This is a genomic window from Streptomyces netropsis (assembly GCF_014203545.1).
GTDB lineage: Bacteria > Actinomycetota > Actinomycetes > Streptomycetales > Streptomycetaceae > Streptomyces > Streptomyces netropsis.
In genome coordinates this window covers 93,018-106,257 of record NZ_JACHJG010000014.1, presented here as the reverse complement: position 1 = coordinate 106,257, position 13,240 = coordinate 93,018, and the positions used below count along the sequence as shown (strand labels likewise).

Genomic DNA, 13,240 nt, shown 5'->3' with positions numbered 1-13,240 from the left:
AAACAGAACCGGCACCAACAGCACCGAAGTCCATATCCTCTCCGGCGCCAGCAACTTCCAACGCTTCACCCTCCAGACCGGCACAGCACTCCACGAGACGGACGGGACGTTCGACTTCTCCGTCGCCGACTGGAACCGTGACGGCCGTCCCGACCTCGTGGCCGTCAAGAAGAGCCGCACGGGGACGAACAGCACCGAGGTGCACATCCTGGGCTGAGTGCCCGGCCCATGCCCCGAACACCGCGTCGGTCTGCTCGGCCCCGGGGTGCCGGGCAGACCGGCCTCACACCGTCCCGGCGTCCCTCGGGCCGTGCGGTCGGCGCGACCGCCCGTGTTCGCCCGCGCCCCCTGCGGGTAGGCGGCCAGGTGGCCCGGCGCGCGCCGGGCCAGGACAACGGATGTCCAGCGCCTGTGGAAAGGACACGCTCGTGATACGTCCCACCACCGCCCAACTCGTCTCCACCGCTGCCGCGATCGGCACGGCGCTCGCCGTGACGGCCGGGGCGGGGGCCGCCCAGGCAGCTCCGGCGGGAGCGTCCGCGCCGCAGGCGGTCGCCACTTGCGGCACCCCCGACCTGCGGATCTCCTTCCGCGACCGGCTCGGCGGCGGAATGAACCACGCCGGCGGCACACTGGAGCTGCGGAACACCACCGACCGCCTCTGCGCACTGCGCGGCTATCCGGGGCTGGGGTTGGAGAACGCCCGGCACGCCCCGCTGCCCACCCGCACGGTGCGGGGCAACACCTGGTACGCGGACGACCCCGGCAACAAGGTCGTACGGCTGCGTCCCGGCGAGGCGGCGCAGGCCAACGTGGCCTGGACCCACTCCGGCACCGAGGCCCGCCGAGCCGACTTCCTGCGGGTGACGCCGCCGGGCGCCACGACCTACCGCACCATCGCGCTCGGCGACGTCGTCGACCACGGTGAACTCCACGTCACCGCGGTGGCCCACAAGGTCCCCGTCCGCGACTGACCCCGCCCCCCCCGTTGCGGCGAACCGGTCATCTTGGGGCGGCCTGCGTGGCTGTGCCCCACTCCGGGGGAACCTTCTTCTTCCCCGAGCTCCGGAAGCGGGGCGCGACGCGAGCAGAGAGGGCCCGGGCATGAGCGACGACTTCGTTCTGGACGTCACCAGGATCCGCGAGGACGCACGACGGAAGATGGAGGCGGGGCCCGTCACCGACTCGTACGGCGTCGACAGCGAACGCGTGATCGACATCCTCAATGACGTCATCGCGACGGAGATGGTGTGCTGGCTGCGCTACACCCGGCACGCCATCTCGGCCACCGGCATCGACCGGGCCCAGGTGGCCGCCGAGTTCACCGAGCACGCGGCGCAGGAGATGCAGCACGCCATGAGGGCGGCCGAACGCGTTTCCCAGCTGGGTGGCGAGCCCGATTTCGACCCGGCGACCCTGGCCCGGCGTGCGCACACCGACTACACCACCCCGTCGCCGAACGAACTGAAGGAGATGCTGGAACACAATCTGCTCGCCGAGCGGATCGTCATCTCCAGCTACCAGGAGATCGTCCGCTGGCTGGCGGACCGCGACCCCACCACGCGCCGACTGCTGGAATCCATCCTCGAGGAGGAAGAGGAGCACGCCGACGACATCCTCGACCTGCTCGGCACGTGATGCGGTCGCGGCCACCGCACGCCCTCCCTCACGGGTCGTGGTGGGTCCGCGCGGTGTCCGGGGACCCGCCCAACGCCTGCCGTGGCACTCTCGGCTCTTCCTCGTCCGGTGCGAACTCCCGGGCGGGAGGTTCGCGGCGGCGGCGGTCGCCCAGTGCGCCGATGGAGATGAGGACGCAGGCGACGGCCACCCCGGTGAGGAGGGTGAACGTGGGAGTGGTGGAGCTGAGCATGGCGCCCGCCAGGGTCGCGCCGAGCGCGTAGCCGATGGCGGCGATCGCTCCCATCACCGAGTAGCCGGCGGCCAACGCGGCGGGCTCCAATCTCTCGCGCACCGCCATGTGCCGGGTGACCTGGGCACCCGCGTACAGCAGGCCGGCGACCGACAGCGCGGCCACGATGGCCGCGAGGCAGTGGCCGAGGGCCGCGGACACCACACAGCCCGCGATGCCGAGCACCAGGACGAGCCCTTGCCGCTGGGGGTCGCCCGGCCAGCGGCGGAGCCCGTAGATCATGGCGCCCAGTACGGCGAAGCCCGATTGCATGGTGAGCATGAGACCCACCCAGCCGATGGGTGCGCCGCACTCCTCCATCAACGCGGGCAGCGCCAGTTCCGACAGGGCGAACAGGATGAGTGCGGCCGCGCCCGCGAGATAGGCGGGCCAGGCGGGGAGAACGCACCGCAGGAGCGAGGGGCCGGTGCGGGTCGCCTCGTCGGACTCCCATCGCATCGGCAATGCGCGCAGCGCCTTGGCTGCGGTGAAGGCCAGCAGGGCGGCCACCCACAGGGGGGCGCAGGAGGCGAAGTCCAGGGCCAGCCAGCTGACGAGTGCCGGGCCGACGGCCGAGGTGGTGTAGGCGAGCATGGTCTCGGCGCTCAGGACGCGGGGGCGCAGTTGTGCGGGCACCTGGGTGGTGAGCAGCGTGCGCAGGCCCGCGGGGCTCGCGGCGGGTGCGGCGCCCGCGAGAGCGGCGAGCGCCGCCAGGAGCACCGGATGAGCGCCTCGCAGTATGCCGAGCGCGGCGAAGGCGACGGCTCCGCCGCCCAGCCCGCAGGCCAGCTGGCCGACGACGCGTTTGGGGCGTAGCCGTGGCCCGAGGATTGCCCCGCCCACGACCTCGCCCAGCGTGAACGCCGCAGCGAGAAACGCGCCCAGTGCGTAGCCGCCGGGTTCCTCGCGGACGAGGAAGACGCAGGCCAGCGGCATTATGGCGACGGGCAGTCGGGCGGTGGTCATGACCGCCGCCCAGATCAGCAGGGGACGGGTGACGAGTTCGCGGTATCCGGCGGGATGTGCCGGTCCCGAGGCGGTGTGTCCCATGTCCAGACAGTAGGGTCGCAGTCGATCTCCTTGGGGAAATCTGCTGCGGGGGTCACCTTGTGGGACGCACGAGGGGGACACGAGGGGAAAAGACACCCCGTGTGCATGATCCAGCGCGCGGCGCACTGCTCGTGCGCACGGCGCGCGCGGCAGGGCGCTGGCGCCTCGGGGGCTCGCGCCGCCGCCCGGTGTGCGGCGGGTCTCTGCCGAGTCGTACGGAACGTTGATATTGCCGGGATGACCAGCATGGAGATGCGCCCGGCACGATGGGCTGACCGGCGTCGTCGGGCTCCCGGTGGCAGGCGTGGTTCGGCAGGACGGGGGGAACACCCCTCACGACGCGCGACGATGTCGCTCTCGGCACGCCCCCGTCACGGGTTCGCGGTCTCGGCGCGGCCGCTGCGCGCCGACGGTGTGACGGTGCTCGTGTCCTGACCGGTCAGCGCCGGAGGTAGAAGCGGGTGGTGGTGCCCTGCGGGCGGGTATGGGTACGGACCAGGTCGGTGACGTAGTGGACCATGAGCAGACCCCGGCCACCGGGCTGGGTCGGCGGGGGCGGACAGCGGCCGGCCAGCGGAGCGCTGATGTGTCCACGGTCCTCGACCTCGCAGACCAGGTGGTCGCCCTCGGCCCAGACCCGCAGGGTGCCGGCACCGCCGCCGTGCACCACGCTGTTGGTGGTCAGCTCCGCCACCGACAGTTCCAGATCACTGTGCCTGCCGTCGGGCAGCCCGAACCCCGCGGCGAGCCCGGCGGCGAAGTGCCGGGCCTCGGGGAGGCTCTTCGCGTCGAAGGTGAACGTGGAGACTCCGGGCGGCAGCGGCAGGGGCTCGTTGTACCGGGCGATGACGCGGTCGGGTGCGTAGGCCCCGCTGGGCCGCTCCAGGCCGCCGTCCCTGACGACGGGATGGGTGGCCTCGGCGTCGGCCAGCACGGCGGCGGACAGCCGGCCGGTGTCGTAGGGGCACACGATGGTGACGTCGCGCCCCGTGAAGGCGTAATTGATCAGCGCCTCGTGCTGCACGCACGCCGGGTACTCCTGCGCGGTGCGGCCGGCCCAGATCGGCTCTCCGATGATCCGCACACGACGGCCCTGATGGGCGTCGGCGAACGCGCGCAGGACGCGCGGGATGATCCGGCCCGGATTGCGCCCGGCCTGTTGCATGTCGATGAAGCGCACCGCGTCGGCCTGCCCGCCCAGGGCTTCCCGGAGCAGAGCGAGGTTCCGTTCGGGAACGGCCACGGCCACCGGCTCCCCCGCGGCCAGCCCGTCCCGGATGAAGGGCACGGTGGCGGCCAGGTATGCGGTGTCACCGCGGTAGAAAAGGGCCGGGTGCACGAACGCCTCGCCGCTGACTGTCACGCCCGTCACCCCGTCACCTCGATCACCGTCAGATCGGACCAGAACATCTCCAACGCACGACGCAGCGACGGCGGTGGCTCGTGGACGACGATCCGTCTGCCGGCGCGGCCGAGCCGCTGGGCCGCGAGGGCCAGGGCGGAGGTGCCCGCGACGTCGACGAACGTGACGTCCGACAGTTCCAGATAGGCGTCCCCGCCGCGGGAGAGCAGGCGTTCCAACGCACCCTCCCATTCCGGTTGCGTCGTCAGGCTGATCTCACCGGAGGCGGACATTCCTGGCCGGTCCGCGCAGGGACGGATGTCGAGAACGCCGTGTCGAGGCGCGTCTTCGCCCGCCCTCACCGTGTGTGGCCCCTCCATGGACTCGCCCCCAGCTTCTGCCGCGGTGGCCAGTATCGCCTACATCCCCTCGCGGGGGAGGTGGTCGTGACGCGAAACCGGCCGCGATCCTGCGGGGGCCGAAGGACGGACCCGGGCCGGAGCGAACGGGTGGTTTCGCGCCTCGGGCGCCGTCGGCTGGGCAGGCCGGTCAGGGAGGGTTCCGGACCGACGATGGGTGTGGCATGAGCGATTACGAGCGTTCCCGTACGATGCCCGCGCTGCCTGAGCATGTCTTCGACCAGGCGAGCATGGTGAGCCGGCTCGACAGCTGGCTGCCGTCGGACCTGCATGTGCACGCGGCGCAGGGGCTCCCGGCCGTGACCGTGCACGAGGACCGCACCGGCGAGGACGCGGCCGCGTTGTTCCGCACGTTTCCGGACCGGCTGCGGGTGGAGTGGGGGACGCGGGACAGCTCGAGCTACGCAGGGTGGCTCCAGGTGACCGGCGTCGGCGTGGGCGCGAGCGAGGTGACGGTCCACCTGACCTTCTTCGACGAGCGGCACGACCCCGGGGAGGAGACGGTGCGCACCGCGCTGGAGCGGAGCCTGGAGCGGCTGGAGGAGCAGGTGCGGCTCCGCGTCGACGGGGGGTGAGCCCGCGCCGCGCCGCCCACCGTCGGGTGATTCCCGACGCGACGGGGCATGACCGGGGCGGGTCGGGGCAACACGTGTGCCCATGGACGATGCATCCGTATCCGGATCCGACGTGCACGGCGGTCCGCGTCCACGACGCCGTCGCGGCGTCGGCGCGCTGTGCGGGCTCGCCCTCTCGCTCGCACCGGTGGCGGGGTGCGGTGACGGGGGTGGTGACGGGAACGCCTCGTCAACGACGCCGTCCGCCGGTGCGGCGACGCCCACGTCGTCCGTGTCGACGCCGTCTCCGGAAAGGTCCTCGAGTCCCGGGTGAAGGCGGACCCGGACGGGGACAAGCAGGAGCTGGCCGACCTGCCGGGGAAGGCCAAGGTGTCACCGCGGGACGCGGCCGCGACGGCCCTCGGCCGGACCAAGGGCACGGTCACCTCCGTCGAACTCGACGAAACGGACGCCGACGCGGTCATCTGGTCCGTCGACGTCATGACGACCGGCGACTGGAACAAGACCACGTTCGACGTCGACGCGGCCCACCGCAGGATCCTGCGCGAGCACGTCGACCGCGGCTGAGGCCGACGTGCGGGGCGTTCGACCGATCGTCGGGAGCATCGACAGGTGCCGGACACCCGACGGCTGAGCCACCCGGGTGCGCCCGCTGGGCCGTTCGCGGGATGCTGCGCGCGCTGACCCGGCTCGGTGGCAGGCATGTTGTCGCCGGGGCGCCGTACCAGCGAGCCGCGTGACCCGGCACCGCACGGCGGCCCGCCCGGCACACATCGTCGCGCGCGGGCCGTCAGCCCGAGAACGAACGGAGCAACCCATGCGTATGCGACACCAGCTGGCCACGGCCGTGGCGGTACTGGCCGTGAGCGGTGCGGCCATCAGCCCCGCCCTGGCCACCTCCCCCCGCACCAGCTCGGCCGACGACACCTTCCTGCGCACCGCCCACCGGAACAATCTGGCCGAGATCGCCACCGCGAAGGACGCCGGCAAGAACGCCACCACGTCCTGTGTGAAGCGGGTCGCCAAGGTCCTGGTCCGCGACCACATGAAGATGGATGACGAGGTGAAGAAGCTGGCGGACAAGCTCAGGGCCTCCCTGCCCGGCTCCCCCACCGACGAGCAGAAGAAGCAGCTCGCGGCGTTGCGGGCGAAGGCCCATACCAAGGCGTACGACGCCGCGTGGCTCAAGGCGCAGGCCGCCGGGCACGAGAAGACCCTGGACCTGATCGACCACGAGCTCAAATACGGCCACGACGAGAAGGTCCGGCACCTGGCGAAGAAGCTCCGGCCCACCGTCGTCATGCACCTCGGCCTCGTACACGGGGGCACCTGCCACGACAGCCACAACGACCACAAGGCCGCCGCGGGGAACGGCAGCTAGAACCCGCCCGCGCCTCCCGCCCCGGCCGACGCGAGCAGCGACGGCCGGGGGCTCGCCCCGTCATGAGCGGCGCCGCCCGGCCCGGCCCCCTACCGCGCGCAGGTCGGGGAACACGTCAGGGCGACGGGCGGCTCATCGGACGTGTCGCACGAGCACGTCGCACGAGCCAAAGGAGTGAGGCAGATGAAGGTCGGCTACAAGCTGGCGGCGGAGTCCTTCGGGCCGGGCGAGCTGATCCGGCAGGCCGTGCGGGCCGAACGGGCCGGGTTCGACTTCGTGGAGATGAGTGATCATTTCCATCCCTGGCTGGACAACCAGGGGCATTCACCGTTCACCTGGACGGTGTTGGGCGCGATCGCGGTGAAGACCGAGCGGATCGGTCTGGTGACGGGCGTGACGTGCCCGACGGTGCGCTACCACCCGGCGATCATCGCTCAGGCCGCCGCCACGCTCGCCCTGGTCTGCGACGGCCGCTTCACCCTCGGTGTCGGGTCCGGGGAACGGCTCAACGAACACGTCGTCGGTCCGGGGTTTGCCGGCTCGGTCCGGGTGCGCCACGAGATGCTGCGAGAGGCCCTGGAGATCATCCGGTCGTTGTGGCGCGGTGGTTACCGCTCCTACGAAGGCAAGCACCTGCGGCTGGAGGACGCGCGGGTCTTCGACCTGCCGGAGGAGCCGCCGCTGATCCCGGTGGCAGCCGGCGGGGCGGCCTCGGCCCGGATCGCGGCCGAGCACGGGGACGGGCTGTTCGCGACCGAGCCGAAGCCGGAGCTCGTCCGGCACTACCGCGAGGCCGGTGGCAGCGGACCCTGTTATGCCGAGGTGCCCATGGCGTGGGCGGCCGACGAACACACCGCCGCCAAGGCGGTGCTGGAGACCTCACGCTGGGCCGTGACGGGCTGGAAGGTGATGAGCGAGCTGCCCGACCCGGCCAACTTCGACGCCGCCACGGCCACCGTCCGCGAGGAGGACATCCTCGCGCAGTTCGCCTGCGGGCCCGATCCCGCCCGCTACGTCGAGGCCGCGCAGCGGTACGTCGACGCCGGTTTCGACCATCTGGTCATGCAGAACGCCGGCCCGGACCCGGACGGGTTCATCGACTTCTACGAGCGGGAGCTCGACCATCGGATCCGGGCGCTGGAGCCGAGCTGAGGCGCGGTAGGGCTGTCCCCACCGCAAGGCGGGTGGTGGCCGGATCGCCGACGCGGCGCGCCCCCGGGAAGACTGGATCCGGACCGATCACCCGGACCCACCCGTAGGGAGAACCCGCATGTCACCCGTCTCACGGCGGTCGCTGCTCGCCGCGCTGCCCGCCCTGGGCCTCGCCGCCACCGCGCGGCCGGCGCAAGCCCGGACCGCCCCGACGGGCGACGAACCGGTCGTCGCCGCGCTGGCCCGCGCCTCCCGGCCCCTGCGGTCGACCGAGCCGTCCGGCGACCTCGGCGATCTGCGCCCGTTGGGCGCGGCGATCGGTGACGTGCCGGTGGTCGGGCTCGGTGAAGTGGCCCACGGTGCGCACGAGCTGTTCACCCTCAAGCACCGGGTCTTCCGGTACCTGGTCGAGAAGAAGGGGTTCACGACCTTCGCGTTGGAGGCCGGTTGGGGTGCCGGGTTGCGGATCGACGCGTATGTGCGGCACGGCACCGGCGATCCGCGCGCGATCATGGAGGAGGAGTTCGGGAACGGCGCGTGGCCGTGGCTCGTCCAGGAGTATCTGGCCCTGATCACGTGGATGCGTGAGCACAACGTGCGCCACCCGGAGTCCCCGGTGCGGTTCATGGGGAACGACCTGGCCTACCCGCGCATCGACGACATGTTGTTCGAGCGGGTCCTCGGGTACGTCGGCCGACGGCATCCGGCACTGCGGGCGAGGTTCGACGGGCTCTACGGCGAGTTGTGGACCCATGCCGCCGAGGCCGACTTCAGCGCGCTGCCCCCGGCCGAACGCCGTCGGCTGGCCGGCCTGGCCCGGCGAGCCGTGAGCACCCTGGAGGGCCTGCGCCCCGGGCCCGACCGCGCGGCACACGACTGGGCCGTGCAGCACGCGCGGGTCATCGAACAGACCGCCACCCTGCTGTCCTTCGATCTCAAGGACTCGGCGAGCTGGCCCGAGGCCATGCGCTATCGCGACGAACTGATGGCTCGGAACACCGCCTGGTGGTACAGGCACACCGGTCACAAGATCCTGCTGTCCGGCCACAACGGGCACACCGCGTACGAGACCTACGACCCCACGCACTACCCCGTCACCCAAGGTGCGTACCTGCGAGAACTGCTCGGCGAAGACCACTACCTCAGCGTGGGCACGACCTTCGGACGCGGAGCCGCCACCGTGCCGGGCGACGACGGGAAGTGGCGGACCGAGGAGTTCGGGGCGCCCAGGGCGGGCAGCAGCGAGGAGCTCCTGGAGCGGGTGGGCCACGAGACGCGATACCGGGATTTCCTGGTGGATCTGCGGACCGCGCCGCCGGCGGCCCGCGACTGGTCGTACCGGGCCCGCCCCACCCGGGACATCGGACCGCCCGGCGACCCGTACCGCCCGTTCGCCCTCGGCAAGGGGCACGGCGTCCTCATCCACCTGCACGCGTTCCGTGCGGCGCGCCCGCTGTCGTGAACGGCCACGAGGAACGGTCAGGGGCGGCAGCCGGCCGCCGCCCCTGATCATTCGTCAGGCGGTCGCGGTTCCGGCGGCGTCGGCCGCCGGTGGGGCCGGGGGGAACGGGATCTCGGCGAGGACGGGGATCAGTGACTCCTCCTCGTAGTCGAGGTGCGCCGTCAGTTCGCGTGCCATGCGGTTCAGCTCGGCGCGGAAGCGCACGGGGTCGGCGCCGCCGATGTCGGCCAGCAGGGCGACCAGCTCGCCCTGGAGGCGTGCGACCGTCCGGTGTTCGTCACGGAGCCGGTCGAGCGCGGCCGCCAGGTGGGGGTGGTGACGCGCGAGTGCGGGGAAGACATGCGCGTCCTCGCCCGCGTGATGGAACTCCAGGGACTGGCAGAACGCCAGGCAGTGCTGCCGGATCTGCAGTCCCAGCCCGGGCGTCGGGGGGTCGCCGGGCCCGGTACGGTCCGCCCGCGCGGCGAAGTGGGCGTCGACCTCGGCGACCACATGGCGCAGCTGTGCGCGCAGCCATGTGTGGACCTCCAGGAGCTTGTCGGCGAGATGCGTGACCTTGCCCGGCCCCTCCCCCGGCTCGAGGCCGGGGCGCTCCAGCGCCACGACCGGCAGGAGTCGGGTGGTGCGGTTCTGGTAGTCGGCGTATCCCGGTTCCACACGGGCCACTTGCTCGAAGAGCCGGTCGCGCCGCGTGCCTTCGGCGGGCACCGCGATCGCTTCGAACGTCTCGGTGCCGAGTTCCACCCGTACCAGCGGGTGGGCGAGCAGGTTGTGGTACCAGGCGGGGTGACGGGGCGCGCCGGCGGCGGAGCCGATGACGAGCAGCAGCCCGCCGACGCGGAGGTATCCGAGCGGAACGGTGTGCTCCTCTCCCGACTTCGCGCCGGTGGTGGTGAGCAGGAGCAGGTCGCCGCCCTCGAAGGGGCCGCCGACCTTTCCGTCGTTGGCTCGGAACTCCTCGATGACGGATTGGTTGAAGGAGGTGGGCATGCGGTGTCGGATCTCCAGAGAAGTACGCGGGTTCCACGGTCGGACCGTGGTGAGGGTGGATGGCGTGAGGCGCGCGGCACGCGATCCCTCGCCTGGAGCGGTCGCCGGTCGGACACCCGGGCGGCCGTCGGGAAGGCAACGGCGTGTGATGACGTCACAGGGCGGTGCGGGGCACCGCGGAGGACAAGGGAAGACGCGCGGACGTGCTGACGTCAGGCGCGGGGTGCGGAGTATGCACTCATGGTTCGGTCCCTTGGTACGGCGCTCGCCCGACTGCCGACCTGCCCACTGCTCTTTGGTCGGCGTCACGCGGCGCCCCGCCATTACAGCCATCAGGTACCCGGTTGTCAACGCGCGTGGTCCCGCTTCGCCACGGGGTGGCGGGATCGCGGGGTGCGGTCGGTCCGGCGTTCGGTGGCGCGTCCCGTTTGGCTTTGTTCGCCTCCTGTCGGCAGGATGATCGCCGTGACAGAGATTCGAACGCCCCGACTCATGCTCCGCCGCTGGCGCGAGGACGATCTCGGCCCGATGGCCGACATCAACGCCGACCCGGAGGTCATGCGCTGGGTCGGTGACGGCTCGGTCCGGGACCTGGAGGAGACCGCCGAGGACATCGAGAGGTGGGAGGAGGAGTGGGACGACGAGGGCTTCGGTCTGTTCGCCGTCGAGCTGCTCGCCTCCGGTGAACTGGCCGGGTGCGTCGGTCTGTCCGTGCCCCTCTCGCTGCCCGAGCTGGAGCACGAGGTCCAGATCAGCTGGCGGCTCGGACGGCAGTTCTGGGGCCAGGGGTATGCGTCCGAAGCAGCCCAGGCCACGTTGGAGTTCGCGTTGCAGGAGCGTGGGCTCGACCGCGTCATCAGCCTGTCCCGGCCGGGCGACGACGCCTCTCGGAACGTGTTGCGCAAGCTCGGCATGGCGCAGGAGCGTGAGATCACGCATCCCGAGTACGACGTGCCGCTGTTCGTCCACTCCATCGATCTGACGGAATTCACCGCGTAGACCGGCCGTCGGCCCGGCGGAGGCGGACACTCCGGCCGATCAGGCGCACAAACGTTTCTTTCTCCATGCAACCGCACAAGCCCGCAGCTCATCTGTAGAGCTGTGGACGGCGTTTGCCGCCGTGCTGGTGGGTCGCCGAGGCCGTGACCCGCTGCCTTGTTCTTGTTGCTGGAAAGGTCGACTGACGTGCACCTCGGATCGAGCCGTCGCTCCGTTCTGCTGGTTTCCGCTCTCACGGGATCCATGATGCTCACCGCTTGCGGGGGCGGTTCCGGTGGCTCCGGTTCCGATGCGGGGCCGGAAGCCAAAATCACCGTCAGCCCGGCGGGCGGCAAGGACGTCGCGCTCGGCTCGCCGATAGCGGTGAAGGCGGACGGCGGACGGCTCACCGAGGTGGACGTCAAGGACGACAAGGGCAACAAGGTCACGGGGCAGCTGGCGGCCGACGGTTCCTCCTGGTCCTCGGACGGCAAGGCCGGCCCCCAGACCACGTACACCGTGCGGGCCAAGGCCAAGGGCGGCAAGGACGGCAAGGGCAAGGAGTCGTCCTCGACCGCCACCTTCACCACACGGCAGGCGCCCGCGGTCAACAAGCTCACCAACACGCCGAGCAACGGACAGACCGTCGGTACGGGCATGCCGGTGTCGATCCTCTTCGACAAGCCGGTGGACGAGAGCAAGCGGGCCGAGATCGAGAAGTCCCTGAAGGTCACCACCCAGCCCAAGGTGGAAGGCTCCTGGGGATGGGTCAAGGACTACTCGGGCCAGGACCGGATCGACTGGCGGCCCAAGGACTACTGGCCGAGCGGAACCAAGGTCTCCGTGAACGGCTCGCTGTCCGGGATCAACTCCGGTGAGGGCGGTTGGTTCGCGCGGAACTACAACTTCGGCTTCACCGTAGGCGCCGACCGCAAGGCCGTCATCGACGTCCCCGGCCACACCCTGACCATGTACGAGGACGGCAAGCCCATCGGCGACATCAAGGGTTCCGCGGGCTCCCCCACCGACCCCACGCGCGGCGGCATCCACACGGTGCGCAGCAAGAACGCCGCGGAGACGATGGACTCCTCCACCATCGGCTACGGCAAGCAGTGGATGCTGGACTCGAAGTGGGTGACCCATCTGACCGCCTCCGGGACCTTCCTGCACTCGGCGCCCTGGAACAACTCCATCGGCGTGGAGAACAACAGCCACGGCTGCTTCGGCATGACCACCGGCGACGCCAAGAAGGTCTACGACTTCCTGTCCATCGGCTCCACCGTCGAGGTCAAGGGCACCAGCAGCACCAAGAAGACGGACGTCGGCAACGGCCTCGAGGTCTGGCAGGAGACCTGGGAGCAGTGGCACCAGCGCAGCGCGCTGAAGTGACCCCCTCCCCGCATACGCGGTAGCGACGGTCTCGGTCCGGTGCCACGGTGGGGGAGGCACAGGGCCGCAACGCCGACGACTCAGGAGAGTGTCATGCCCCGGATCACCCCCAGCCTCTGGTTCGACACCGAGGGCAAGGAGGCCGCCGAGTTCTACGTCTCGGTGTTCCCGAACTCCGGGATCAGGCGCGTCACCTTCTACGGCGAGGCCGGCCCGCGGGAGGCCGGCACCGTCTTGACCGTCGAGTTCGTCCTCGACGGCCAGCCGTACACCGCGATCAACGGCGGCCCCGATTTCACGTTCGACGAGGCGATCTCGTTCCAGATCGACTGCGCCGATCAGGACGAGGTCGACTACTACTGGGCCAAGCTCTCCGAGGGCGGTGCGGAGGGCCCGTGCGGCTGGCTGAAGGACAAGTACGGGCTGTCCTGGCAGGTCGTCCCGGCTGTCATGACGGAGTTGCTGACCGATCCGGACGAGGGACGCTCGCAGCGCGCGATGAAGGCCATGCTGGGCATGAAGAAGCTGGATGTGGCCGCGCTCCTGGCCGCCGCCGAGCAGGCGTGAGCCCGGGTCACGGGGCTACGGCCGCG

At 71.1% G+C, this 13,240-nt stretch carries 15 protein-coding genes; 11 read left to right on the top strand and 4 right to left on the bottom strand.

Going from position 1 to position 13,240, the window contains the following annotated elements; all coding sequences use genetic code 11:
- The 3 genes from FHS38_RS34900 to FHS38_RS28105 form a co-directional block, all read left to right on the top strand.
- On the top strand, positions 1-217 hold a 217-nt coding region (locus FHS38_RS34900; RefSeq protein ID WP_221495444.1), incomplete at its 5' end, for an FG-GAP repeat domain-containing protein.
- A gap of 211 nt (positions 218-428) precedes the next feature.
- Positions 429-974, top strand: coding sequence for a DUF4232 domain-containing protein (locus tag FHS38_RS28110; RefSeq protein ID WP_184738233.1), 546 nt, complete (start codon positions 429-431; stop codon positions 972-974).
- Between the two features lie 130 nt (positions 975-1,104).
- Entirely contained in the window at positions 1,105-1,638 is a 534-nt protein-coding gene (locus tag FHS38_RS28105; protein ID WP_184738231.1) for a ferritin-like domain-containing protein, read from the top strand.
- Between the two features lie 28 nt (positions 1,639-1,666).
- Here FHS38_RS28105 and FHS38_RS28100 read toward each other — a convergent pair whose 3' ends face one another.
- The 3 genes from FHS38_RS28100 to FHS38_RS28090 all read right to left on the bottom strand — a co-directional run bounded on the left by FHS38_RS28100 (position 1,667) and on the right by FHS38_RS28090 (position 4,594).
- Positions 1,667-2,959, bottom strand: a complete 1,293-nt coding sequence (locus tag FHS38_RS28100; protein WP_184738229.1) for an MFS transporter — start codon at positions 2,957-2,959, stop codon at positions 1,667-1,669.
- 439 nt (positions 2,960-3,398) lie between these two features.
- Complete coding sequence (locus FHS38_RS28095; RefSeq protein WP_311775291.1) at positions 3,399-4,331, bottom strand: anti-sigma factor RsbA family regulatory protein; 933 nt, start codon at positions 4,329-4,331, stop codon at positions 3,399-3,401.
- Positions 4,328-4,594 carry an STAS domain-containing protein gene (locus FHS38_RS28090; protein ID WP_260420984.1) on the bottom strand — a complete coding sequence of 89 codons (267 nt, stop codon included), beginning with the start codon at positions 4,592-4,594 and terminating at the stop codon, positions 4,328-4,330. Before FHS38_RS28090 ends, FHS38_RS28095 begins: the two co-directional genes overlap by 4 nt.
- A 290-nt stretch (positions 4,595-4,884) precedes the next feature.
- Between FHS38_RS28090 and FHS38_RS28085 the strand changes: the two genes are divergently transcribed.
- The 5 genes from FHS38_RS28085 to FHS38_RS28065 all read left to right on the top strand — a co-directional run bounded on the left by FHS38_RS28085 (position 4,885) and on the right by FHS38_RS28065 (position 9,290).
- On the top strand, positions 4,885-5,295 hold the full coding sequence (locus FHS38_RS28085; RefSeq protein WP_184738225.1) for an SRPBCC family protein: 411 nt from the start codon (positions 4,885-4,887) through the stop codon (positions 5,293-5,295).
- A 309-nt stretch (positions 5,296-5,604) separates the two neighbouring features.
- Positions 5,605-5,862, top strand: coding sequence for a PepSY domain-containing protein (locus FHS38_RS28080; RefSeq protein ID WP_184738223.1), 258 nt, complete (start codon positions 5,605-5,607; stop codon positions 5,860-5,862).
- A 250-nt stretch (positions 5,863-6,112) separates the two neighbouring features.
- Positions 6,113-6,676 (top strand): DUF4142 domain-containing protein, encoded by a 564-nt coding sequence (locus tag FHS38_RS28075; protein ID WP_260420983.1) that lies wholly within the window; start codon positions 6,113-6,115, stop codon positions 6,674-6,676.
- A 183-nt stretch (positions 6,677-6,859) separates the two neighbouring features.
- Complete coding sequence (locus tag FHS38_RS28070; protein WP_184738221.1) at positions 6,860-7,828, top strand: TIGR03557 family F420-dependent LLM class oxidoreductase; 969 nt, start codon at positions 6,860-6,862, stop codon at positions 7,826-7,828.
- Between the two features lie 118 nt (positions 7,829-7,946).
- Positions 7,947-9,290 (top strand): erythromycin esterase family protein, encoded by a 1,344-nt coding sequence (locus tag FHS38_RS28065; RefSeq protein ID WP_184738220.1) that lies wholly within the window; start codon positions 7,947-7,949, stop codon positions 9,288-9,290.
- Between the two features lie 54 nt (positions 9,291-9,344).
- Here the strand turns inward: FHS38_RS28065 and FHS38_RS28060 are convergent, their stop codons facing one another.
- Positions 9,345-10,280 carry a nitroreductase/quinone reductase family protein gene (locus FHS38_RS28060; RefSeq protein ID WP_184738219.1) on the bottom strand — a complete coding sequence of 312 codons (936 nt, stop codon included), beginning with the start codon at positions 10,278-10,280 and terminating at the stop codon, positions 9,345-9,347.
- 465 nt (positions 10,281-10,745) lie between these two features.
- Here FHS38_RS28060 and FHS38_RS28055 point away from each other — a divergent pair, with 465 nt between their 5' ends.
- From FHS38_RS28055 to FHS38_RS28045, 3 genes are all read left to right on the top strand, one after another.
- Complete coding sequence (locus FHS38_RS28055) at positions 10,746-11,279, top strand: GNAT family N-acetyltransferase (protein ID WP_184738217.1); 534 nt, start codon at positions 10,746-10,748, stop codon at positions 11,277-11,279.
- Positions 11,280-11,522: 243 nt separating this feature from the next.
- Positions 11,523-12,647, top strand: coding sequence for a L,D-transpeptidase (locus FHS38_RS28050; protein WP_184738215.1), 1,125 nt, complete (start codon positions 11,523-11,525; stop codon positions 12,645-12,647).
- A 93-nt stretch (positions 12,648-12,740) separates the two neighbouring features.
- Positions 12,741-13,214 carry a VOC family protein gene (locus tag FHS38_RS28045; protein ID WP_184738214.1) on the top strand — a complete coding sequence of 158 codons (474 nt, stop codon included), beginning with the start codon at positions 12,741-12,743 and terminating at the stop codon, positions 13,212-13,214.
- Positions 13,215-13,240: the final 26 nt, after the last annotated feature.